Genomic DNA, 26,061 nt, shown 5'->3' on the forward strand with positions numbered 1-26,061 from the left:
CCGGTGGGCTCAGCGGGTCGCCGCGATCAGCACCGTGTGCTTGCGGACCCGGAAACCGCCGTCCGCGTCGATCCCGGCCCGTACGACGGCACGCGCCGCCGACTCCTGCTCCGGCGTCAGCGGTTCCCCGCCCATGCTGGCCAGGTAGGCCAGGATCGGCTCGACGGCGGGCACGTCGAGGTCGTCCGGGTAACGCTCGACGGTCACGTCGGTGAGGTGCCGGGCCAGGTACGCCGGGCCGGTGCCGGCGGTGAAGTCGTTGAGGCTGCCGCGCAGGGTCAGCTCGGGCCGACCGACGGCGACCGCGAGGGCGTCCAGTTCGGCGAGGTGCCCGTCGCCGTTGGTGGCCACGGCGAGCCGCCCCACCCGGGCGTAGCACCCGGGCGAACTCGTGGAGCCCGGCGTCCGGGTCGTCCAGGTGGTAGAGCATGTGGTTGGCCACGACGCTGTCGAAGCTGGCGTCGGGGAAGGGCAGCGCCGTCGCGTCGCACCGCAGCACCCGCGCCCCGTCGACCGCGCGCAGCCGCTCGCACATCGCGGGCGAGAAGTCGGTCAGGGTGAGGCGCAGACCACGGGCGCGGTGGTCGACCCGGGTCCACAGCCGCCCGGTGCCCGCGCCCACCTCCAGCACGTCCCCGGCCAGCGGCAGCCGTTCGTCCAACCAGGAGAGCCAGTCCTGCGGGTTCGTGCCGTGGGCGTGCAACGCGATCCGGGCGGCGAGGTTGCCGGCCGTGCCGGCGTACTGGTCGGTGGCGCGGGCGGAGGGCGGCAGGCTCATCCGTCGGATCGTAGGACCCCGGGGGCAGTCAGGCCGGGCGGGGACCCGTGCCGAGGTTGGCCCGCCGGCCGCTAGGGGGCGCTCTGGGGGCGATAGGGGGTTGGGTGTGCCCGCGCCACTTCGTAGGGTCATCGCGAACAACCAACAATGCCTGAAGAAGCTCTCTGTTTCGACAATTGCCGCCGCGATGACCCGTGAGTCGATATCGGCCCGGGTCTTTGCGGCTGGGGCTAGTGGCGGGAGACGTAGATGGAGAACGAGGAGAAGCTTCTCGGGTACCTGAAGCGGGCCACCATCGATCTTCGTGAGGCCCGCCGGCAGCTACGTCAGGCCGAGCGACGGGAGTACGACCCGATCGCGATCGTCGGTATGAGCTGCCGTTTCCCCGGCGGTGTGGACAGCCCGGCGAAGCTGTGGCAACTCCTCGCCGACGGTGGTGACGCGGTCTCCGACTTCCCCGACGACCGGGGCTGGAACGTCGAGGACATCTACGACCCCGACGATTCCAAGGTCGGTAAGACGTACGCCCGCTCCGGTGGTTTCCTTTCCGACGTCGCGCTTTTCGACCCCGAATTCTTCGGCATTTCCCCGCGCGAGGCGATCGCCATGGACCCGCAGCAACGGCTGTTGCTGGAGGCGTCCTGGGAGGCGTTCGAGTCGGCGGGGATCGACCCGGTGTCGGCACGCGGCAGCCGTACCGGGGTGTTCGCCGGGCTGATGTACCACGACTACTCGACCCGGCTGCCGGTGGTGCCCGCCGAACTGGAGGGCTTCATCAGCAACGGCAACGCCGGCAGCATCTTCTCCGGCCGGGTCGCGTACGTGCTCGGCCTGGAGGGGCCGGCGATCACCGTCGACACCGCCTGCTCGTCCTCGCTGGTCGCGTTGCACCTGGCGATCCAGGCGCTGCGCCGGGAGGAGTGCACCCTGGCGCTGGCCGGCGGCGTGACCGTGATGGCCACCCCGGAGACGTTCATCGACTTCAGCCGGCAGCGGGGCCTGGCCTCCGACGGCCGGTGCAAGCCGTTCGCCGCCGCCGCCGACGGCACCGGCTGGGCCGAGGGCGTCGGGGTGCTGCTGGTCGAGCGGCTCAGCGACGCCCAGCGCAACGGGCACCGCGTACTGGCCGTGGTGCGCGGCAGCGCGGTCAACCAGGACGGCGCGAGCAGCGGCCTCACCGCGCCCAACGGCCCGTCGCAGCGCCGGGTCATCGCCGACGCCCTGGCCAACGCCCGGCTCACCGCCGACCAGGTGGACGCCGTCGAGGCCCACGGTACGGGTACCCGGCTGGGAGATCCGATCGAGGCGCAGGCGATCCTGGCCACCTACGGCCGGGACCGGGAGCGGTCACTCTGGCTGGGCTCGGTGAAGTCGAACCTGGGGCACACCCAGGCCGCCGCCGGTGTGGCCGGGGTGATCAAGATGGTGCTGGCGATGCGGCACGGTCTGCTGCCGTCCACCCTGCACGTCGACGAACCCACCCCGCACGTCGACTGGACGGCCGGGGACGTCCGGCTGCTCACCGAGGCGGTCGAGTGGCCGGCCACCGGGCGACCACGGCGGGCGGCCGTGTCGTCGTTCGGGTTGAGCGGCACCAACTCCCACGTGGTGCTGGAGGAGGCCCCGCCGGTCGAGGCCGACGCGCCGGCCGACGCCGACGAACCGCCGGTGGTGCTCTGGCCGCTGACGGCCCGGTCGGCGGGCGCGCTGGCCGGGCAGGCCGACCGGTTGCGGGACTCGCTGACCGACGAGCGTCCGGTGGACGTCGGCTTCTCCCTCGGCGTGGGCCGGGCGGGGCTGGAGTTCCGGGGCGTGGCGCTCGGCGGCGCCACCGCCGAGCTGACGACGGGCCTCGAAGCGCTCGCCGCCGGTGGTGGTCTCGCCGGTCAGACGGTCGGTGGTCGCACCGCTGTCCTGTTCACGGGTCAGGGCGCGCAGCGGGTGGGGATGGGCCGGGAGTTGGCGGACGCCTTCCCGGTGTTCGCTGCCGCGTTGGGCGAGGTGTGCGCCGCGTTCGGGCCGTTGCTCGACGGTGACCTCCGTGCGGTGATGTTCACCGACCCGAATGGTGTGCTCGATCAGACCGGGTGGACGCAGCCGGCCCTGTTCGCGGTCGAGGTGGCGTTGTTCAGGTTGGCCGAGTCGTGGGGTCTGAGGCCGGATTTCGTGGCCGGTCATTCGATCGGTGAGCTGGCTGCCGCGTACGTGTCCGGGGTGTGGTCTCTCGAAGATGCCTGTCGGGTGGTGGCGGCTCGGGGTGGTCTGATGCAGGCGTTGCCGGCTGGTGGGTCGATGTTGGCGATCGCCGCGCCGCTCGACGAACTGGACCTCGGCGGCGTGGACGTGGCGGCGGTGAACGGTCCGCGTGCGGTGGTGGTGTCGGGCACGGAGGAGCAGGTCGCGGCGCTGGAAGCGTCGTTGGAGGTGAAGACCCGTCGGTTGCGGGTGTCGCATGCGTTCCATTCGCATCTGATGGATCCGATGCTGGCCGAGTACGGCCGGGTGGTGGGTGGGGTCACGTCGAGTCCGGCGGTGATTCCACTGGTGTCCACGGCGACTGGTGAGCTGGCCACGGAAGAGCAGCTTTCGTCGGCCGGTTACTGGCAGGGTCAGGTGCGGGGGACGGTGCGGTTCGCCGATGCGGTGGCCGCGTTGGCGGCGCGTGGGGTGACCCGGTTTGTGGAGATCGGGCCGGACAGTGTGCTCACCGCGATGGTCGCCGACTGTGTGGAGGACGCGGTGGCGGTCCCGTTGCAGCGTCGGGACCGGGACCAGGTCGCCGGCTTCGCCACCGGGATGGCGCAGGCGTGGGTCAGTGGGCTGGACCTGGACTGGGCGGCGGTCCACCCCGGCGGCCGGCAGGTCGACCTGCCCACCTACGCCTTCCAGCGCCAGCGCTACTGGCTCGACGTGCCCGCCACCCCCGGCGACACCGGCGGGCTCGGCCAACTCCCCGCCGAACACCCGATGCTCGGCGCGGTCGTCGAGCTGCCCGGCACCGGCGGCGTGGTGCTCACCGGCCGGCTCGCCCGCACCGCCCAGCCGTGGCTGGCCGACCACGCGGTGTTCGGCACCGTCCTGGTCCCCGGCACCGGACTGGTCGAACTCGCCCTACGCGCCGGTGACCAGGTCGGCTGCCCCGTCCTGGACGAGCTGACCATCAGCGCGCCACTCGTGCTGCCCACCGACGGCGGGCTGGCCCTGCGCGTCACGGTCGACGCCGCCGACGACAGCGGCGCCCGTACCCTCGGCATCTGGACCCGCCCCGAGGACGCCCCCGACGGCGCCGGCTGGACCCGGCACGCCGAGGGCGTCCTCGTCCGGCAGGCCGGGGCCGACCCCGTCGCCGCCGGACTGGCCGAGTGGCCGCCCGCCGGTGCCGAGCCGGTCGACCTCACCGGCCTCTACGACCGCCTGGTCGACCACGGCTACGGCTACGGCCCGGCATTCCAGGGGCTGCGCGCCGTGTGGCGGCGCGGCGACGGCGACGCCGCCGAGGTCTACGCCGAAGCGGCGCTGCCCGACGTGGCCGCCGCCGACGCGGCCCGGTTCCTGCTCCACCCGGCGCTGCTCGACGCGGCGCTGCACGCCAACCTGGTCGACGACGGCGCGGGCGACACCCCGCTGCCGTTCTCCTGGCGGGGGCTGACCCTGCACGCCGCGCACGCGGCGGCCCTGCGGATCCGGATCTCCCCGGCCACCGCCGACAAGCTGACCGTCACGGTCGCCGACGGCGACGGCAACCCGGTCGCCACCATCGAGCAGTTGGTGGTCCGGCCGGTCGCCGCCGAGGCGCTCGGCTCCGCCGCCCGCGGCCACCACCGCAACCTGTTCGAGGTGGCCTGGCAGCCCGTCCCCAGCCCCGGCACCGTCGGCACCGAATGGACCCTGGCCGACGGCGAGCTGCCCGACCCGGGGCCGGCCACCGTCGTGGTCACCCTCGACCCGCCCGGCCCGCCACCCGCCGCCGTGCACGAGGCCACCGAACGGCTGCTGGCGCTGCTGCGGCGATGGCTCACCGAACCGGGGTACGCCGACGCGACGCTGGTGCTGCTCACCCGCGCTGCGGTCGACGCCGCCGGCACCCCCGTCGACCCTGCCTCGGCGGCCCTGTGGGGACTGGTCCGGGCCGCCGAGGCCGAGCACCCCGGGCGGTTCGTGCTGGTCGACACCGACGACTCCGGCACCGACCACCTCGCCGCCGCGCTGGCCACCGGGGAACCCGAGGTGGCCGTCCGGGACGGGCAGCTCCTGGTGCCCCGGCTGACCCGGGTGCCCGTCGAGTCGCCCGGAGACACCACCGGCTGGAACGCCGACGGGACCGTCCTGGTCACCGGCGGCCTCGGCGGGCTGGGCAGCCTCGTCGCCCGGCACCTGGTCACCCGGCACGGCGTACGCCGGCTGCTGCTGACCGGCCGCAGCGGCGCCGCCACCCCCGGCGCGGCGGAACTGGTCGCCGACCTCACCGCCGCCGGCGCCGACGTGCGGGTCGCCGCCTGCGACGCCGCCGACCGGGACGCGGTCGCCACGCTGCTCGCCGACATCCCCGCCGCCCACCCGCTCACCGCCGTCGTGCACGCCGCCGGCACCGCCGAGAACGCGCTGGTCGACGCCCTCACCCCGGAACAGCTCCACCGGGTGCTGCGGCCCAAGGTCGACGCCGCCTGGCACCTGCACGACCTCACCCGCGACCACGACCTGGCCGCGTTCCTGCTCTTCTCCTCGTCGGCCGGCTGGGTGGCCGGCGCCGGCCAGGCCAACTACGCCGCCGCCAACCTCTTCCTCGACGCGCTCGCCCAGCGCCGCCGCGCCGAGGGGCTGCCGGCCACCTCGCTGGCCTTCGGACTGTGGGCCACCGGCACCGGCATGGGCGGTCACCTCGACGACGCCGACCTACACCGGATGCGCCGGCTCGGCATGCCCGCCATGACCACCGACGAGGGGCTGGCCCTCTTCGACGCCGCCGTCGACGCCGGCCGGGCCACCGTCGTACCGGTGCGGATCGACCTGGACGCGCTGCGCCGGCGCACCGACGCGCTACCCGCCGTGCTGCGCGGCCTGGTCCGTACCCCAGCCCGGCGGGCGGCCACCGGCGGGACGACCGGCGGCGGGGTCGGGCTGCCGGAACGGCTCGCCGGGCTCTCCGACGCCGACCGCGACACCCTGCTGCTCGACCTGGTACGCACCCACGCCGCCGCCGTGCTGGGCTTCCCCGGCCCGGCCTCGGTACAGCCGGGCCGCGCGTTCAAGGACCTCGGCTTCGACTCCCTCGCCGCCGTCGAGTTCCGCAACGTGCTCAGCACCGTCACCGGGCTGCGGCTGCCCGCCACGCTGGTCTTCGACCACCCCGAACCGGCCGCCCTCGCCCGGGCGCTCAAGGCCGAACTGGTGGTGCCCGACGCCGACCCGGCCGACGCGCTGCTCGCCGACCTGGACCGCCTGGAACGGGCGCTGGCCGGGGTGCCCGCCGACGAGCACGCCCGGATCACCGCACGGCTGGAGGCGGTGCTGCGCGGCTGGCAGGACCGGTCCGGCGACCCCGACGGCGACTCCCGGCACGACTACGAGTCCGCCACCGACGAGGAGCTGTTCGACGTGCTGGAGAACGAGCTCGGCATCTCCTGACGGCAGTCTCCGACGAACCTCCGGCGCGGGAAAGATTGGTGTGAACGATGGCGAACGACGACAAGCTCCGGACCTTCCTCAAGCGCGCCACCGCCGAACTGCAACAGGCCAACCGGCGGCTGCGTGAGGTGGAGGGCCGGGACCAGGAGCCGATCGCGATCGTCGGCATGGGCTGCCGGTACCCCGGGGGCGTCCGGTCGCCGGAGGACCTGTGGCAGCTCGTCGTCGACGGCACCGACGCCATCTCCGGCTTCCCCACCGACCGGGGCTGGGACGTCGACGTCTACGACCCGGAGCCCGGCAAGCCCGGCAAGAGCTACACCCGGCAGGGCGGTTTCCTCCACGAGGCGGCCAACTTCGACCCCGGCTTCTTCGGCATGAGCCCCCGCGAGGCGGTGGAGACCGACCCGCAGCAGCGGCTGCTGCTGGAGGCGTCCTGGGAGGCGTTCGAGCACGGCGGCATCGACCCGGTCGCCATGAAGGGCAGCGCCACCGGCGTCTTCGTCGGTGTGATGCACCACGACTACGTCGACAGCACCACCTCCGGCAGCCTCGTCTCCGGCCGGGTCGCCTACAACCTGGGCCTGGAGGGGCCGGCGATCACCGTCGACACCGCCTGCTCGTCGTCGTCGGTGGCGGTGCACCTGGCCTGCCAGTCGCTGCGCAAGGAGGAGTGCGGCCTGGCCCTGGCCGGTGGCGTCGCGGTGATGGCCACCCCCCAGCTCTTCGTCGAGTTCAGCCGCCAGCGCGCCCTCTCCCCGGACGGCCGGTGCCGGTCCTTCGGCGACGGCGCGGACGGCGCGGCCTGGTCGGAGGGGGTCGGTGTGCTGGTGCTGGAACGGCTTGCCGACGCCCGCCGCAACGGCCACCGGGTGTTCGGGCTGATCCGGGGTTCGGCGGTCAACCAGGACGGCGCGTCGAACGGGTTGACCGCGCCGAACGGGCCGGCGCAGCAGCGGGTGATCCGGGCCGCGCTGGCCAACGCCCGGCTCTCCGTCGGCGACGTGGACGCCGTCGAGGCGCACGGCACCGGCACCACCCTCGGGGATCCGATCGAGGCGCAGGCGGTGCTGGCCACCTACGGCCGGGACCGGGACCAGCCGCTCTTCCTCGGGTCGATCAAGTCGAACATCGGGCACGCCCAGGCCGCCGCCGGGGTCGCCGGTGTGATCAAGATGGTGATGGCGATGCGGCACGGGGTGCTGCCGCGCACCCTGCACGCGGAGACGCCGTCCCGGCAGGTCGACTGGGCGGCCGGTGACGTGCGGCTGCTCACCGAGCCGGTGGACTGGCCGGCAGACGGCCGCCCCCGCCGGGCCGGCGTGTCGTCGTTCGGGATCAGCGGCACCAACGTGCACCTCATCGTCGAGCAGGCGCCGCCCGCCGAGGAGACCGAGCCGGGACCGACCCCGCCGGTCACCCTCTGGCCGGTGTCGGGACGCTCCCCCGAGGGACTCGCCCGCCAGGCGGGCCGCATCGCGGAGTTCACCGCCGGCACCGACGAGCGTCCGGTGGACGTCGGCTTCTCCCTCGGCGCGGGCCGGGCAGGGCTGGAGTTCCGTGGTGTGGCAGTCGGCCGGGAGACGGCCGAACTGACCTCCGGCCTGGACGCCCTCGCCGCCGGTGGTGGTCTGTCGGGACGGGTGACCGCTGGTCGGACGGCTGTCCTGTTCACGGGTCAGGGTGCGCAGCGGGTGGGGATGGGTCGTGACCTCGCCGCCGCGTTCCCGGTGTTCGCTGCCGCGTTGGACGAGGTGTGTGCGGCGTTCGGGCCGTTGTTGGGTGGTGATCTGCGGGAGGTGATGTTCGCCGACCCGGATGGTGTGTTGGATCAGACGGGGTGGACTCAGCCGGCGTTGTTCGCGGTCGAGGTGGCGCTGTTCCGGCTGGCCGAGTCGTGGGGTCTGAGGCCGGACTTCGTGGCCGGTCACTCGATCGGTGAGCTGGCCGCCGCGTACGTGGCCGGGGTGTGGTCCCTGGAGGACGCCTGCCGGGTGGTCGCTGCCCGGGGTGGTCTGATGCAGGCGCTGCCCGCCGGTGGGGCGATGCTCGCCATCGCCGCGCCGCTGAGTGAGTTGGACCTCGGTGACATCGACGTGGCGGCGGTCAACGGCCCCCGGGCGGTGGTGGTCTCCGGCACCGAGGAGCAGATCGCCGCCCTGGAAGCCTCGCTGGAGGTGAAGACCCGCCGGCTTCGGGTGTCGCACGCCTTCCACTCGCACCTGATGGACCCGATGCTGGCGGAGTATGGGCGGGTTCTGGAGGGTGTGACCGTCAGTCCGGCGGTGGTTTCGTTGGTGTCCACGGCCACCGGCGAGCTGGCTACCGATGCCGAGTTGGGCAGCGTCACCTACTGGCAGGGTCAGGTGCGGGGGACGGTGCGGTTCGCCGACGCGGTCGCCGCGTTGGCGGCGCGCGGGGTGACCCGGTTCGTGGAGATCGGGCCGGACAGTGTGCTCACCGCGATGGTGGGGGAGAGCGTCGAGGACGCCACCGCCGTCCCGCTGCAACGCAGGGACCGCGACCAGGTCACCGGCTTCGCCACCGGGATGGCGCAGGCGTGGATCGGTGGCGTCCCGCTCGACTGGACGACCGTCCACCCCGGCGCGCGGCAGGTCGACCTGCCCCGCTACGCCTTCGCCCACCAGCGCTACTGGCTGGAGGCGCCGGCCGCCGCGCCGGCCACCGCCACCGACGGCTGGCGGTACCGGGTCGCCTGGCGGGCCACCGACCTGCCCGCCGGACGGGAGCTGACCGGCGACTGGTGGGTCGTCACGCCGCGACCGCCCGCCGCCGACGACCGGGCCACCGCCGTGGCCGACGCGCTCACCGCACGTGGCGCCACCGTCGTCCGGCTCACCGACGCCGACCTCACCGACGCCGACCTCACCGGCCGCGACACCCCGGCCGGGGTCGTCTCGCTGCTCGGCCTCGACGACACCCCGGACGCCCTCGACGCCGGGCTCACCGCCGGTGTCACCGGCACCGTGGCCCTGGTACACGCCCTCGCCGCCGCCAACCTCACCGGCCGGCTCTGGTGCCTCACCTCCGGCGGCGTCGCCGTCGACCGCTACGAGGAGCTGCCGCACGCCGCGCAGGCCGGGCTCTGGGGCCTCGGCACCGTGCTCTCCCTCGACTACCCCGGCTGGTGGGGCGGCCTGGTCGACCTGCCCGCCGACTGGACGCCCGACACCCTCGACCGGCTCGTCGACGTGCTCGCCGACGGCAGCGAGGACCAGGTCGCCCTGCGTACCACCGGGGTGCTGGCCCGGCGGCTGGTCCGCTGGCCCGCCGCCGGCAGCCCCGAACGCCGCTGGCGGCCCACCGGCACCGTGCTGGTCACCGGCGGCACCGGCGGCATCGGCGCGCACCTCACCGAATGGCTCCTCGACCAGGGCGCCGACCGGGTGGTCCTGGCCAGCCGGCGCGGCCCGGCCGCCCCCGGCGCGGCCGACCTCGCCGCCCGGCTGCCCGGCGTACGCGTCGTCGCCTGCGACGTGGCCGACCGGGACGCGGTCGCCGCGCTGCTGGCCGAGATCGGCGACGAGCTGACCGCCGTCTTCCACGCCGCCGGGGTGCTGCACGACCCCGCCCCGCTCGGCGAGACCAGCCTCGACGACTTCGCCGACGTGTGCCGGGCCAAGGTCCTCGGCGCGACCCACCTCGACGCGCTGCTCGCCGACCGGCCGCTCGACGCGTTCGTCCTCTTCGCCTCCGGGGCGGCCGTCTGGGGCAGCGCCGGGCAGGCCGCGTACGGCACCGGCAACGCCTGGCTCGACGCCCTCGCCCACCAGCGCCGCCGGCAGGGCCGGGTCGCCACCTCCGTCGCGTGGGGCACCTGGGGCGGCGGCGGCATGGTCGACGAGCAGGCCACCGCACACCTCCTGCGGCAGGGCACCCCGCCGATGGACCCGCGCCTCGCCCTCGGCGCGTTGCAGCAGGTCCTCGACCACGACGAGAGCAACCTCGTGGTCACCGACATCGACTGGGCCCGGTTCACCCCGATCTACACCCTGGCCCGGCCCCGGCCGCTGCTCGCCGCGCTCCCCGAGACCCACCAGGGCGGCGTGACCGCCGCGCCGCCCGCGCCACGGGACACCTCCGTCCTCGCCGACCTGCCCGACGCCGACCGGCTGCCGTACCTGCTGGACACCGTCCGCACCCACGTCGCGGCCGTCCTCGGGTACGCCGCCGGGGCCACCGTCGACGACCAGCGGCCGTTCCGGGAACTCGGCTTCGACTCGCTGACCGCGGTGGAGCTGCGCAATGCCCTCGGCGCGGCGGTCGGGCTGCGACTGCCCGCCACCATGGTCTACGACCACCCGACCCCCGCCGTGCTGGCCCGCCACCTGTACGACGAACTCGTCGGCACCGCCGCCGCGCCCACCGGTACGCCGGCCGCCACCCCGCTCACCCCCGACGAGCCGATCGCCATCGTCGGGATGAGCTGCCGCTACCCGGGCGGCGTCCGGTCCCCGGAGGACCTGTGGCAGCTCGTCGCGACCGGCACCGACGCGATCAGCGCGTTCCCCGTCGACCGGGGCTGGGACGCCGATGCCCTCTTCGACGCCGACCCCGACCGGCCCGGCACCAGCTACGTCCGCTCCGGCGGTTTCGTCTACGACGCGGGCGCGTTCGACGCCGAGTTCTTCGGCATCTCGCCCCGCGAGGCGATCGCCATGGACCCGCAGCAGCGGCTGATGCTCGAAGTCACCTGGGAGGCGTGCGAGCGGGCCGGGCTGAACCCGGAGGCGCTGCGCGGCAACCCGGTCGGCGTGTTCGTCGGCTCCGGCGCGCAGGACTACGGCGACCTGCTCGGCCTCGCCCCGGCCGAGTCCGAGGCGTACCTGAGCACCGGCAGTTCCGCGTCGGTCATCTCCGGCCGGGTGTCGTACGCGTTCGGCTTCGAGGGACCGTCGATGACGGTCGACACGGCCTGCTCGTCGTCCCTGGTCGCGCTGCACCTGGCCAGCCAGGCGCTGCGGGCCGGGGAGTGCGGCACCGCCATCGCCGGTGGCGTGCTGGTGATGTCGAACCCGACCCCGTTCGTGGCGTTCAGCCGGCAGCGGGGTCTCGCCCCCGACGGCCGGTGCAAGTCGTTCTCCGACGACGCCGACGGCACCGGCTGGGCCGAGGGGGTCGGCGTGCTGGTGCTGGAACGTCTCTCCGACGCCCAGCGCAACGGCCACCGCGTCTACGGCGTGATCCGGGGCTCTGCGGTCAACCAGGACGGCGCGTCGAACGGCCTGACCGCGCCGAACGGGCCGGCGCAGCAGCGGGTGATCCGGGCCGCGCTGGCCAACGCCCGACTCACCCCCGACGAGGTGGACGCCGTCGAGGCGCACGGCACCGGCACCATCCTCGGCGACCCGATCGAGGCGCAGGCGGTGCTGGCCACCTACGGCCGGGACCGGGCCCGCCCCCTCTGGCTCGGCTCCATCAAGTCGAACATCGGGCACGCCCAGGCCGCCGCCGGGATGGCCGGTGTGATCAAGATGGTGATGGCGATGCGGCACGGGACGCTGCCGCGCACCCTGCACGCGCAGACGCCGTCCCGGCAGGTCGACTGGGCGGCCGGTGACGTGCGGCTGCTCACCGAGCCGGTGGACTGGCCGGCGGACGGCCGCCCCCGCCGGGCCGGCGTGTCGTCGTTCGGCATCAGCGGCACCAACGCCCACGTGATCCTGGAGGAGGCCCCACCGGTCGACGCCGACGCGCCGGCCGAGATGCCCGAGCCCCCGGTGGTGCTCTGGCCGCTGTCGGCCCGCTCGGCGGGCGCGCTCGCCGGGCAGGCCGCCGGGCTGCGCGACGACCTGCCCGGCGACGTACGTCCGGTGGACGTCGGGTACGCCCTGGCCAACGGCCGGGCGGCCCTGGAGCACCGGGGTGTGGTCGTGGGCGGCGGTGGCGCGGATCTCGTCGCCGGCCTGGCGGCCCTCGCCGCCGGTGGTGGCCTGTCCGGTCGGGTGGTCGGTGGTCGGACTGCGGTGTTGTTCACCGGTCAGGGTGCGCAGCGGGTGGGGATGGGCCGGGAGTTGTCGGATGCCTTCCCGGTGTTCGCTGCCGCGTTGGACGAGGTGTGTGCGGCGTTCGGGCCGTTGCTCGGCGGTGACCTTCGTGCGGTGATGTTCGCCGACCCGGATGGTGTGTTGGACCAGACCGGGTGGACGCAGCCGGCCCTGTTCGCGGTCGAGGTGGCCTTGTTCAGGTTGGCCGAGTCGTGGGGCCTGAAGCCGGACTTCGTGGCGGGTCACTCGATCGGTGAGCTGGCTGCCGCGTACGTGTCCGGGGTGTGGTCCCTGGAGGACGCCTGTCGGGTGGTGGCTGCTCGGGGTGGTCTGATGCAGGCGCTTCCCGCCGGTGGGACGATGTTGGCGATCGCCGCGCCGCTGGCCGAGCTGGATCTCGACGGCGTGGACGTGGCGGCGGTCAACGGTCCCCGGGCGGTGGTGGTGTCGGGCACCGAGGAGCAGGTCGCCGCCCTGGAAGCGTCGTTGGAGGTGAAGACCCGTCGGTTGCGGGTGTCGCATGCGTTCCATTCGCATCTGATGGATCCGATGCTGGCCGAGTACGGGCGGGTCCTCGCCGAGGTCACCGCCGGGCCGGCAGGCATCCCTCTCGTCTCCACCGCCACCGGCGACCTGGCCGGCGACGCGCAGTTGGGCAGCATCGCCTACTGGCAGGCGCAGGTGCGGGGCACGGTGCGGTTCGCCGACGCGGTCGCCGCGTTGAAGGATCGCGGGGTGACCCGGTTCGTGGAGATCGGGCCGGACAGTGTGCTCACCGCGATGGTCGCCGACTGTGTGGAGGACGCGGTGGCGGTCCCGTTGCAGCGTCGGGACCGCGACCAGGTCACCGGCTTCGCCACCGGGATGGCGCAGGCGTGGGTCAGTGGCGTCCCGCTCGACTGGACCGCCGTGCACCCCGGCGGGCGGCAGGTCGACCTGCCCACCTACGCCTTCCAGCACCAGCGCTACTGGATCGAACCCGGCACCACCGCCGGCACCGGCGACGACGACACCGACAGCGGATTCTGGGACGCCGTCGAACGCGGCGACACCGGCCTGCTCGCCGACGGCCTCGGCGTCGACACCGGCGTCGTCGACGAGGTGCTGCCCGGCCTCGCCGCCTGGCGCTCCCGGCAGCGGGACGTCTCCACCGTCGACGGCTGGCGCTACCGGGTGGTGTGGCGCTCCACCGAACTGCCCGCCGGCCCGGAACTGACCGGCACCTGGTGGCTCGTCGCACCGGCGGCGCTGGCCGGCGACCCGCGGGTCCGGGCCGTCGCCGACCGGTTGGCCGCCCGGGGCGCCGACGTGCACACCGTCACCGGCACCGACCTCACCGGCCGGGAGACCCCCACCGGGGTGGTGTCCCTGCTCGCCCTCGACGACACCCCCGACGACACCGGCGCCGGGCTCTCCGTCGGCGTCACCGACACGGTGGCGCTGGTCCAGGCGCTCACCGCCACCGACTTCGCCGGCCGGCTCTGGTGCCTCACCGCCGGCGGCGTCGCCGTCGACCGGTTCGAGGAGCTGCCGCACGCCGCACAGGGTGCCCTCTGGGGCCTCGGCACCGTGCTGTCCCTGGAGTACCCGCACACCTGGGGCGGCCTGGTCGACCTGCCCGCCGACTGGACCGACGGGCACCTCGACCGACTGGTCGACGTCCTCGCCGACGGCGCCGAGGACCAGGTCGCCGTCCGTACCGCCGGGGTGCTGGCCCGGCGGCTGGTCCGCTGGCCCGCCGTCGGCACCCCCGAACGCCGCTGGCAGCCCACCGGCACCGTACTGGTCACCGGCGGCACCGGCGGCATCGGCGGGCACCTCACCGAATGGCTGCTCACCCACGGCGCCCGCCGGGTGGTGCTGGCCAGCCGGCGCGGGATGGCCGCCCCCGGGGCGGCCGACCTAGTGGCCCGGCACCCGGGCGTCGACGTGGTCGCCTGCGACGTGGCCGACCGGGACGCGGTCGCCGCGCTGCTGGCCGAGATCGGCGACGAGCTGACCGCCGTCTTCCACGCCGCCGGCGTGCTGCACCAGGAGAGGTCGCTGCCGGAGACCACGCCGGAGGAGTTCGCCGCCGTGTGCCGGGCCAAGGTGCTCGGCGCGGTCCACCTGGACGCGTTGCTGGCCGACCGGCCGCTGGCGGCGTTCGTGCTCTTCTCGTCCGGGGCGGCGGTGTGGGGCAGCGCCGGGCAGGCCGGCTACGCCACCGCCAACGCGTACCTCGACGCGCTGGCCCAGCAGCGGCGCGGGCACGGCCGTACCGCCACCTCGGTCGCCTGGGGAAGCTGGGCCGGCGGCGGCATGGCCGACGGGGAGGCCACCGCGCACCTGCGCCGGCAGGGCACCCCGCCGATGGACCCACGGCTCGCCGTCCAGGCGCTGCGGCAGGCCCTCGACCACGACGAGAGCCACCTCGTCGTCGCCGACATCGACTGGGCCCGGTTCGCCCCCGTCTACACCCTGGCCCGGCCCCGGCCGCTGCTCGCCGCGCTGCCCGACGCCAACCCGGAGACCGAACCGGTCACCCCGGCCGGCGCCGCGCCCACCGCCGACCTCGCCGGCCGGCTCGCCGCGATGGCGTCACCCGACCGGCTCGACACCGTCCTGGCGCTGGTCCGCGACCAGGTCGCGGCCGTCCTCGGGTACGCCTCCGGCGGCGACGTCGACCCCGAGCGGGCGTTCAAGGAGGCCGGCTTCGACTCGCTGACCGCCGTCGAGCTCCGCAACCGGCTCGCCACCGAGACCGCGCTGCGGCTGCCCGCCACCCTGGTCTTCGACCACCCCACCCCGACCGAGCTGGCCCAGCAGCTACTCACCGAGCTGGTGCCCGAGGACGCCGGGGGCGTGACCCTGCTCGACGACCTCGACCGGCTACAGGCGTCGCTGTCCACCCTGGACGCCGACGCGGTCGCCGCCCTCGACGAGTCCACCCGCGCCGGGGTGGGGGAGCGGCTGAAGGCCCTGCTCGCGGCGTGGCACACCGGCCAGCGTCCGGCCGACGTCGCCACCGTCACCGAGGACCTCGACTCGGCCTCCGACGACGACCTCTTCGACTTCATCGACAGCAAGTTCGGCACCTCATGATCCGTCCGCTCTGCCGGCCACGTCCACGAATGGGTTCCTGATGTCCAACGAACAGAAGCTTCGTGACTACCTGCGGCGGGTCACCACCGACCTGCACGAGACCAGCGAGCGGCTCCGCGACATCGAGGAGCGCGCCGTCGAGCCGATCGCCATCGTCGGGATGGGCTGCCGCTACCCGGGCGGGGTCGACTCGCCCGACGCCCTGTGGGACCTCGTCGCCGCCGGCACCGACGCCATCTCCGGCCTGCCCACCGACCGGGGCTGGGACCTCGACCGGCTCTACGACCCGGATCCGGAGCACCCCGGCACCAGCTACACCCGGGAGGGCGGATTCCTCTACGACGCCGCCGACTTCGACCCGACGTTCTTCGGCATCTCGCCCCGCGAGGCCGCCGAGATGGACCCGCAGCAGCGGCTGTTCCTGGAGACGTCCTGGGAGGCGCTGGAGCGGGCCGGCATCGACCCGCTGTCGCTCAAGGGCAGCCCCACCGCCGTGTTCACCGGCGTGGCCTACCACGACTACCCGGACAGCTGGGGCGCCGGCAGCATCGTCTCCGGCCGACTGTCCTACACCCTCGGCCTGGAAGGGCAGTCGGTCACCGTCGACACCGGCTGCTCGTCGTCGCTGGTCGCCCTGCACTGGGCCTGCCAGTCGCTGCGCTCCGGCGAGTCGTCGCTCGCCGTCGCCGGTGGGGTCACCGTGATCGGCACCCCCGCCGCGTTCGTGGAGTTCTCCCGGCAGCGGGCGCTGTCCTTCGACGGCCGGTGCAAGTCGTTCGCCGCCGCCGCCGACGGCACCGGCTGGGCCGAGGGCGTCGGCACGCTGGTGCTGGAACGGCTCTCCGACGCCCGCCGCAACGGCCACCCCGTGCTCGCCGTCATCCGGGGCTCCGCCACCAACCAGGACGGCGCCTCCAACGGCCTCACCGCCCCCAACGGCCCCTCCCAGCGCCGGGTCATCCGGGCCGCGCTGGCCAACGCGCGGCTGTCGGCCCAGGAGATCGACGCGGTCGAGGCGCACGGCACCGGCACCCGGCTCGGCGACCCGATCGAGGCGCAGGCGCTGCTCGCCACGTACGGCCGGGAACGCTCCGCCGACCGGCCGCTCTGGCTCGGCTCGCTCAAGTCCAACATCGGCCACTCGCAGGCCGCCGCCGGGGTCGGCGGGGTGATCAAGATGGTCCAGGCGATGCGGCACGGGGTACTGCCCCGCACCCTGCACGTCGACGAGCCCAGCGGCGAGGTCGACTGGTCACCGGGCACGGTGCGGCTGCTCACCGAGCCGGTCGACTGGCCGCAGACCGGCCGGGCCCGCCGCTGCGCGGTCTCCTCCTTCGGCATCAGCGGCACCAACGCGCACGTGGTGCTGGAGGAGCCGCCACCGGCCGAGGAGGACGCCGAGCCGGCCACCCCGGCGGTGCTGCCGTGGGTGCTCTCCGGGCACACCGACCGGGCGCTGCGCGCCCAGGCCGAGCAGTTGCTGTCCCACCTCGACGGGGCGGCCGTCGACCTCGCCGCAGTGGGCCGTACGCTGGCCGGCCGGGCCCGGCTCGACCACCGGGCCGTGGCGCTCGGCGGGGACCTGCCGCAGCTACGCGCCGCGCTCGCCGCCGTCGCCGCCGGTCAACCGTCCCCGGCCGCGGTCACCGGCACCGCCGACGCCGCCGGCCGGATCGTCTTCGTCTTCCCCGGGCAGGGCGCCCAGTGGGTCGGCATGGCCGCCGCGCTGCTGGACACCTCGCCGGTCTTCGCCGAGCAGATGCGGCGCTGCGCCGACGAACTGCGCGCCTACGTCGACTGGGACCTGCTCGACGTGGTGCGCGGCGTCCCCGGCGCACCCTCCCTCGAATGGGTGGACGTCGTCCAGCCCGCCCTCTGGGCGATGATGGTCTCCCTCGCCGCGACCTGGCGCGGGTACGGCGTCGAACCGGACGCCGTGGTCGGCCACTCGCAGGGCGAGATCGCCGCCGCCTGCGTGGCCGGCGGGCTCTCCCTGGCCGACGGGGCGCGGGTGGTCACCCTGCGCAGTCGGGCCATCGGCGAGAAGCTGACCGGGCAGGGCGGCATGGTCTCCGTCGGGCTGCCCGCCGACCGGGCGCAGGAGCGGATCGCCCAGTGGCACGGCGACATCTCCCTCGCCGTGGTCAACGGCGCCGGCTCGGTGGTGGTCTCCGGCACCCCGGAGGCGCTGCGCGAACTCGTCGCCGCACTCACCGAGGAGGGGGTCCGGGTCAAGCAGGTGGCCGTCGACTACGCCTCCCACTCCGCCCAGGTGGAGGCGCTGGAACACCGGCTGCTGGAGGACTTGGCCCCGATCAACCCGCGTACCGGCACCATCCGGATGCTCTCCACGGTCACCGGCGACTGGGTGGACACCGGCACCCTCGACGCCCGCTACTGGTACGAGAACCTGCGCAACACCGTCCGGTTCGACCCGGCGATCCGCTCTCTCGCCGGGCAGGGTTGGACCGGGTACGTGGAGGTCAGCCCGCATCCCGTGCTCGGGATGGGAATGCAGGAGACGCTGGAGTCGGCGGACCGGCCGGTGGTGGTGACCGGCACCCTGCGCCGCGACGACGGCGGCCTGGACCGGCTGCTCACCTCGCTGGCCGAGCTGCACGTGCGCGGCGTCCCCGTGGACTGGGCCGCCGCCCTGCCCGGCAGCCGCCGGGCGGAGCTGCCCACCTACGCCTTCCAGCACCAGCGCTACTGGATCGGGCCGTCCGCCGCCGCCCCGGCCGGCGAAGGCACCGACGCCGGGTTCTGGGACGCCGTCGAACGCGCCGACGTCGACGCGCTCGCCGACGGGCTGGGCGTCGACAGCGGGCTGGTCGGCGAGGTGCTGCCCGGCCTGACCTCGTGGCGGTCCCGGCAGCGCGACGTCTCCACCGTGGACGGCTGGCGGTACCGGGTGGTGTGGCGTCCCGCCGAACTGCCCGCCGGTGGCGTGCTGACCGGCGTCTGGTGGGTGGTGGCGCCGGCGGCGCTGGCCGGCGACGACCGGCTCCGTACGGTCGCCGACGGCCTCGCCGCGCGGGGCGCCGAGGTGGTCACCGTCACCGGCACCGACCACGCCGGCCGGGCGGCCCCGGCCGGGGTGGTGTCGCTGCTCGCCCTCGACGACGGCCCGGACCCGCTGGGCGTCGGCCTGACCGCCGGGATCACCGCCACCGTGTCACTGGTGCACGCCCTCGCCGCCTCCGACTTCACCGGCCGGCTCTGGTGCGTCACCTCCGGCGCGGTGGGCGTCGACCGGTTCGAGGCGGTGCCGGACGCCGCCCAGGGCGCGCTGTGGGGCCTGGGCACCGTGCTGTCCCTCGACTACCCCGGCTGGTGGGGTGGCCTGGTCGACCTGCCCGCCGAGTGGACGCCGCAGACCGTCGACCGGCTGGTCGACGTGCTGACCGGCGGCGCCGAGGACCAGGTCGCGCTGCGCCCGGCCGGCCCGCTGGCCCGCCGGATGGTCCGCCGGCCGGTGACCGGCACGCCCGAGCGGCGCTGGCGGCCCACCGGCACGGTGCTGGTCACCGGCGGCACCGGCGGGGTCGGCGGGCACGTCACCGAGTGGCTGATCGACCAGGGCGCCGAGCGGGTGGTGCTGGCCAGCCGGCGGGGCCCGGACGCGCCCGGGGCCGCCGAACTCACCGCCCGGCTCCCCGGGGTGCGGGTGGTCGCCTGCGACGTGGCCGACCGGGACGCGGTCGCCGCGCTGCTGGCCGAGATCGGCGACGACCTGACCGCCGTCTTCCACGCCGCCGGGGTGCTGCACGCCGAGGTGCCACTGGGCGAGACCAGCCTCGACGACTTCGCCGACGTGTGCCGGGCCAAGGTGCTCGGCGCGGCCCACCTGGACGCGTTGCTGGCCGACCGGCCGCTGGCGGCGTTCGTGCTCTTCTCGTCCGGGGCGGCGGTGTGGGGCAGCGCCGGGCAGGCCGGCTACGCCACCGCCAACGCGTACCTCGACGCGCTGGCCCAGCAGCGGCGGACCCGGGGGGCGGCGGCCACCTCGGTCGCCTGGGGGAGCTGGGGCGGTGGCGGCGGGATGGCCGGCGGTGAGGTCGGCGCGCACCTCGACCGGCTCGGCGTCGGCGTGATGGACCCCCGGCTCGCCGTCGGCGCGCTCGGGCAGGCGCTCGACCACGACGAGAGCCACCTCGTCGTCGCCGACGTCGACTGGACCCGGTTCGCCCCGATCTACACCCTGGCCCGGTCCCGGCCGCTGCTCGCCGACCTCCCCGACGCCGCACCCGAGGCCGCCGAGGCCGCCGACCCGGCGTCCTCGGCGCTCGCCGACCAGCTCGCCGGGCTGCCCGAGGCCGAGCAGCGCGCCGTGCTGCTCGGCACGGTCCGCACCAACGTGGCCGCCGTCCTCGGGTACGGCGACGCCGACCAGGTGGAACCGCAGCGCGCGTTCAAGGAACTCGGCATGGACTCGGTGACCGCCGTGGAACTGCGCAACCGGCTCAGCGCCGCCACCGGCGTCCGGCTCTCCGCCACCCTGGTCTTCGACCACCCCACCCCGACCGCCCTCGCCGACCAGCTCCGCGCCGAACTCGGGTTCACCGGCGACGCCGCCGGTGGCCTGCTGGCCGAGCTGGACCGGCTGGAGGTCACCGTGGCCGGCCTGACGCCCGAGGAGATCGAACGCAACCGGGTGACCGTCCGGCTCCAGTCCCTGCTGGCGAAGCTCAACGAGACCCTCAGCACCACCGCGGGCACCACCCTGGTCGACCGGCTCGAAAGCGCCTCCGCCGACGACGTCTTCGACCTGATCGACAAGGAACTCGGGATGACCTGAGCCGCCACCGCGCTCCCCGGAACGTGTCCGCTGGCAACGAGTTTGGTGAGGTTCGGATGGCGAACGAAGAGAAACTCCTCGACTACCTGAAGCGGGTCACGGCCGATCTGCACCGCACCCGGGAACGGCTGCGCGAGGTCGAGTCGCAGGAGCAGGACCCGATCGCGATCGTCGGCATGGCCTGCCGCTACCCGGGCGGGGTCACCTCACCCGAGGAGCTGTGGCGGCTGGTCGCCGACGGCGTCGACGCCATCGGCGACTTCCCCACCGACCGGGGCTGGGACACCACCGCCCTCTACGACGCCGACCCGGGCACCGCCGGCAGCAGCTACGTCCAGCAGGGCGGCTTCGTCCACGACGCCGCCGAGTTCGACGCCGAGTTCTTCGGCATCTCGCCCCGCGAGGCGTTGGCCATGGACCCGCAGCAGCGGCTGGTGCTGGAGGCGAGCTGGGAGGCGTGCGAACGGGCCGGCATCGACCCCGACTCGCTGCGCGGCGGCCCGGTGGGCGTCTTCGTCGGCTGCGGCGGGCAGGACTACTGGGACCGGCTCACCGTGCTGCCCGAGCCGGTCGAGGCGTACATGAGCACCGGCAGCTCCGGTGCGGTCATCTCCGGGCGGGTGTCGTACAGCCTCGGGTTGGAGGGGCCGGCGGTCACCGTCAACACCGCCTGCTCGTCGTCGCTGGTCGCCCTGCACCTGGCCGCGCACGCGCTGCGCCAGCGGGAGTGCGGCCTGGCGCTGGCCGGCGGCGTGACCGTGATGTCGACGCCCGGCGCGTTCGTCGCGTTCAGCCGGCAGCGGGGGCTGGCCGCCGACGGCCGTTGCAAGCCCTTCTCCGACGACGCCGACGGCACCGGCTGGGGCGAGGGCGTCGGCATGCTGCTGCTGGAGCGGCTCTCCGACGCCCAGCGCAACGGCCACCCCGTGCTCGCCGTCATCCGGGGCTCCGCGATCAACCAGGACGGCGCGTCCAACGGCCTCACCGCCCCCAACGGGGTGGCCCAGCAGCGGGTCATCCTCCAGGCCCTCGCCAACGCCGGGCTCACCTCCACCGACATCGACCTGATCGAGGCGCACGGCACCGGCACCACCCTCGGCGACCCGATCGAGGTGGAGGCGCTGATCGCCACGTACGGCCACGACCGGCCGACGGACCGGCCGCTGTGGCTCGGCTCGGTCAAGTCGAACATCGGCCACGCCCAGGCCGCCGCCGCCGTCAGCGGCGTGATCAAGATGGTGATGGCGCTGCGGCACGGCGTCCTGCCCAGGAGCCTGCACGTCTCCGCACCCTCGTCGCACGTGGACTGGTCCGCCGGCACGGTGCGGCTGCTCACCGAGGCGAAGCAGTGGCCGGACCACGGCCAGCCCCGCCGGGGCGGGGTGTCGTCGTTCGGCGTCAGCGGCACCAACGGGCACGTCATCCTGGAGCAGGCGCCACCGGTCGAGGCCGACGCGCCGGTCGAGGCGGACGAACCGCCGGTGCTGCTCTGGCCGCTCTCCGGCCGCTCGGCGGGGGCGCTCGCCGCCCAGGCCGCCCGGCTGCGGGACTTCCTCACCGACGAGCGTCCGGCGGACGTCGGGTACTCGCTCGGCACGACGCGGGCGGCATCGGCGTACCGGGGTGTGGCGCTCGGGGACGGCGCGGCCGGCCTGGACGCCCTGGCTGCCGGTGGTGGTCTGTCGGGTCGGGTGACCGCCGGTCGGACGGCTGTCCTGTTCACGGGTCAGGGTGCGCAGCGGGTGGGGATGGGTCGTGACCTCGCCGCCGCGTTCCCGGTGTTCGCGTCGGCGTTGGACGAGGTGTGTGCCGCGTTCGGGCCGCTGTTGGGTGGTGATCTGCGGGAGGTGATGTTCGCCGACCCGGATGGTGTGCTCGATCAGACCGGGTGGACGCAGCCGGCGTTGTTCGCGGTCGAGGTGGCGTTGTTCCGGTTGGCCGAGTCGTGGGGTCTGAGGCCGGACTTCGTGGCGGGTCATTCGATCGGTGAGTTGGCTGCCGCGTATGTGGCCGGGGTGTGGTCCCTGGAGGACGCCTGTCGGGTGGTGGCGGCTCGGGGTGGTCTGATGCAGGCGTTGCCGGCTGGTGGGGCGATGTTGGCGATCGCCGCGCCGCTGGCCGAGTTGGATCTCGGCGGCATTGATGTGGCGGCGGTGAACGGCCCGCGTGCGGTGGTGGTGTCGGGCACCGAGGAGCAGATCGCCGCCCTGGAAGCGTCGTTGGAGGTGAAGACCCGTCGGTTGCGGGTGTCGCACGCGTTCCACTCGCATCTGATGGATCCGATGCTGGCCGAGTACGGGCAGGTCCTCGCCGAGGTCGACGCTGGTCCGGCGGGTATCCCGGTGGTGTCCACGGCGACCGGGGATCTGGTCGGCGACGCGCAGTTGGGCAGTGTCGCCTACTGGCAGGCGCAGGTGCGGGGCACGGTGCGGTTCGCCGACGCGGTGGCCGTGTTGGCGGCGCGTGGGGTGACCCGGTTCGTGGAGATCGGGCCGGACAGTGTGCTCACCGCGATGGTCGCCGACTGTGTGGAGGACGCGGTGGCGGTCCCGTTGCAGCGTCGGGACCGGGACCAGGTCGCCGGCTTCGCCACCGGGATGGCGCAGGCGTGGGTCAGTGGGCTGGACCTGGACTGGGCGGCGGTCCACCCCGGCGGCCGGCAGGTCGACCTGCCCACCTACGCCTTCCAGCACCAGCGCTACTGGCTCGACGCCACCGCCGACCCCGGCGACGCCACCGCCATGGGCCTGGACTCCGCCGACCACCCGCTGCTCGGCGCGGCGGTTACCCTCGCCAACGCCGACGGCGCCGTCCTCACCGGCCGGCTCTCCCTCGAATCGCACCCCTGGCTCGCCGACCACGCCGTCGACGGCGCGGTGGTCTTCCCCGGCACCGGCTACGTCGACCTCGCCCTGCACGCCGGTGCCCAGGTCGGCGCCGACACCGTCGACGAACTGACCATCGAGACCCCGCTGGTCCTGCCCACGCGGGGCGCCGTCCAACTCCAGGTCGTCGTCGGCGCGGCCGACGCCGTCCAGGCCCGCACCGTCCAGGTGTACGCCCGGGGCGCGGACGCCGACGCCCCGTGGACCCGGCACGCCAGCGGCCTGCTCACCCCTGGCCGACGCACCACCGGCACCGCCCTCACCGAGTGGCCGCCCGCCGACGCCGACCCCGTCCCCACCGACGACCTGTACGACCACCTCGCCGCCGGCGGCCTGGTCTACGGCCCGGTCTTCCGTGGCCTGCGCCGGGTGTGGCGACGCGGCGACGAGTTCTTCGCCGAGGTCAGCCTCCCCGAGGGGGTGGCCGCCGACGGCTTCGGCCTGCACCCGGCGGTGCTCGACGCCGGCTTGCATGCCCTCGGCCTCGCCGCCGGCGACACCTTCCGCGGCCTGCCGTTCGCCTGGTCGGGGATCACCCTGCACGCCACCGGCGCGGCCGGCGTACGGGTACGGCTCACCCCGGCCGGCTCCGGCGTCCGGGTGGCGGTCGCCGACGCGGTCGGCGCCCCCGTCGCCACCGTCGAATCGCTGGTGCTGCGCCCGGTCCAGGTCACCCGGGCCGGCGGGATCGCCGACGCGCTGTTCGACCTCACCTGGCAGGAGATCGGCACCCCCACGGCGGTACCCGCCCCGACCTGGGCCTACCACCCGGCCGCCGGCACGGCCCCCGCCCCGCCGCAGGCGGCCCCGGCCGCCGCCGACCCGACGCCCCCGGACACCACGTCCGCCGCCGAGGCAACCGCCGGGCTGCTGGTGCTGCCCGCCGGGGGCGGCGGAGCCGTCGACAGCCCCGCCGCCGTGCACGACGAGGTGCACCGGGTCCTCGCCGTGGTGCAGGACTGGCTGACCGGCCCGGACACCCACCGGCTGGTCGTGCTCACCCGGCACGCCGTCGGCGACGACGGGACCGACCTGGCCGGCGCGGCCGTCTGGGGTCTGCTCCGCTCCGCGCAGGCCGAGAACCCGGACCGGCTACTACTGGTCGACACCGACACCGACACCGATGCCGACGCCGACCCGACCGGGGTGGTCGCGGCGCTGCTCGCCGCCGCGCTGGCGACCGGCGAACCGCAGGTACGGATCCGGCGGGGCGTGGTCTCGGTGCCGCGTCTCACCCGTCAGGTCGTCGCACCCGCCACCCCGGACACCCCGCTCTTCGGCACCGGCACCGTGCTGGTCACCGGCGCGACCGGCGCGCTGGGCGCGGTGGTGGCCCGGCACCTGGTGTCGACGCACGGGGTCCGCCGGCTGCTGCTGGTCTCGCGCCGGGGCGCGGCGGCACCGGGTGCCCCGGCCCTGGTCGCCGAGCTGTCCGAGGCGGGCGCCGAGGTGGCACTGGTCGCCTGTGACGTGGCCGATCGGGGACAGGTCACGGCGCTGCTGGACGCCCACCCGGAGCTGTCGGCGGTGGTGCACACGGCCGGTGTGCTGGACGACGGTGTGCTGTCGTCGTTGTCGGCGCAGCGGGTGTCGGGGGTGCTGCGTCCGAAGGTCGATGCGGCGTGGCTGCTCGACGAGCTGACCAGGGACCGGGACCTGTCGGCGTTCGTGCTGTTCTCCTCGTTGTCCGGGGTGCTGGGTGCGCCGGGGCAGGGCAGCTACGCGGCGGCGAACGCGTTCCTGGACGCGGTGGCGGTGCTGCGGCGCTCCGCCGGCCTACCGGGCGTGTCACTGGCGTGGGGGCTGTGGGGTCAGGGTTCGGCGATGACCGACCGGCTCAGCGACGCCGACCGGGAACGGATGTCGCGGGGCGGGGTGCTGCCCCTGACGACCGCCGACGGGCTGGCCCTGCTCGACGCCGCCGTCGCCAACCCGTACCCGACCGCCGTCCCGGCCCGGCTCGACCTGGCCACCCTGCGTACCCTCGGCGACGACCTGCCGCTGCCGTTCCACGGCCTGGTCCGACCGGCCCGGCGGGCCGCCAGCCGCGCCGCCGCGTCCGTCACCTCCTCCGGCTGGGCGGCGGACCTCGCCGCCCAGCCCGCCGAGGAACGGGAGCGCAGCGCCACCGCGCTGGTCCTCGCCCAGGTGGCGGCCGTCCTCGGGCACGCCTCCGCCGACCGGATCGACGCCGGCCGCGCCTTCCAGGAGTTGGGCTTCGACTCGCTGACCGCCGTCGAGCTGCGCAACGGCCTCTCGGCGGTCACCGGCCTGCGGCTGCCCGCCACCCTGATCTTCGACTACCCGTCGCCGCGCGAGCTGGCCCGTCACCTGCTCAGCGAGGTAGTCGGCACCGACGCCGACCCGGCGCACACCCGCACCAGCACGGCCACGGCCGACGAGCCGGTGGCGATCGTCGGGATGGCCTGCCGTTACCCCGGTGGCGTCGACTCGCCCGAGGACCTGTGGCGGCTCGTCGCCGAGGGCGCCGACGCCATCGGTGACTTCCCCACCGACCGGGGCTGGGACGTCGCCCGGCTCCACGACCCGACCGGCACCCGCCCCGAGACCACGTACGTGGCCAAGGGTGGCTTCCTCACCGACGCCGCCGAGTTCGACCCGGTCTTCTTCGGCATCTCGCCCCGCGAGGCGGTGGTGATGGACCCGCAGCAGCGGCTCCTGCTGGAGGTGTCCTGGGAGGCGTTCGAGCGGGCCGGCATCGACCCGGGATCGCTGCGCGGCTCGTCCACCGGTGTCTTCGCCGGGGTGATGTACCACGACTACGTCTCCGGGCACAGCGCCGGCAGTGTCGTCTCCGGCCGGGTGGCGTACACGTTCGGCCTGGAGGGGCCGGCGGTGTCGGTGGACACGGCGTGTTCGTCG

Annotated in this window: 5 protein-coding genes and 1 pseudogene; 4 read left to right on the forward strand and 2 right to left on the reverse strand. The window is 74.9% G+C overall.

Translation table 11 applies throughout. From position 1 onward, the window contains the following. Positions 1-9: 9 nt before the first annotated feature. Both ACIQG9_RS29010 and ACIQG9_RS29015 read right to left on the reverse strand, forming a co-directional pair. Positions 10-366 carry a hypothetical protein gene (locus tag ACIQG9_RS29010; protein WP_400408342.1) on the reverse strand — a complete coding sequence of 119 codons (357 nt, stop codon included), beginning with the start codon at positions 364-366 and terminating at the stop codon, positions 10-12. Positions 367-418: 52 nt separating this feature from the next. After that, positions 419-910 (reverse strand): annotated as a pseudogene (locus ACIQG9_RS29015) (class I SAM-dependent methyltransferase); the annotation flags it as partial. A 117-nt stretch (positions 911-1,027) separates the two neighbouring features. Between ACIQG9_RS29015 and ACIQG9_RS29020 the strand changes: the two are divergent. The 4 genes from ACIQG9_RS29020 to ACIQG9_RS29035 form a co-directional block, all read left to right on the forward strand. After that, entirely contained in the window at positions 1,028-6,403 is a 5,376-nt protein-coding gene (locus tag ACIQG9_RS29020) for an SDR family NAD(P)-dependent oxidoreductase (RefSeq protein WP_400408344.1), read from the forward strand. Positions 6,404-6,450: 47 nt separating this feature from the next. Then, on the forward strand, positions 6,451-15,495 hold the full coding sequence (locus tag ACIQG9_RS29025; protein WP_400408345.1) for a type I polyketide synthase: 9,045 nt from the start codon (positions 6,451-6,453) through the stop codon (positions 15,493-15,495). Between the two features lie 40 nt (positions 15,496-15,535). Next, a complete protein-coding gene (locus ACIQG9_RS29030) occupies positions 15,536-20,293 on the forward strand; it encodes a type I polyketide synthase (RefSeq protein ID WP_400408346.1) in 4,758 nt (1,585 codons plus the stop codon). A 56-nt stretch (positions 20,294-20,349) separates the two neighbouring features. After that, a partial coding sequence (locus ACIQG9_RS29035) for a type I polyketide synthase (RefSeq protein WP_400408348.1) occupies positions 20,350-26,061 on the forward strand: 5,712 nt, incomplete at its 3' end.

The organism is Micromonospora sp. NPDC092111 (genome assembly GCF_044755745.1).
GTDB lineage: Bacteria > Actinomycetota > Actinomycetes > Mycobacteriales > Micromonosporaceae > Micromonospora.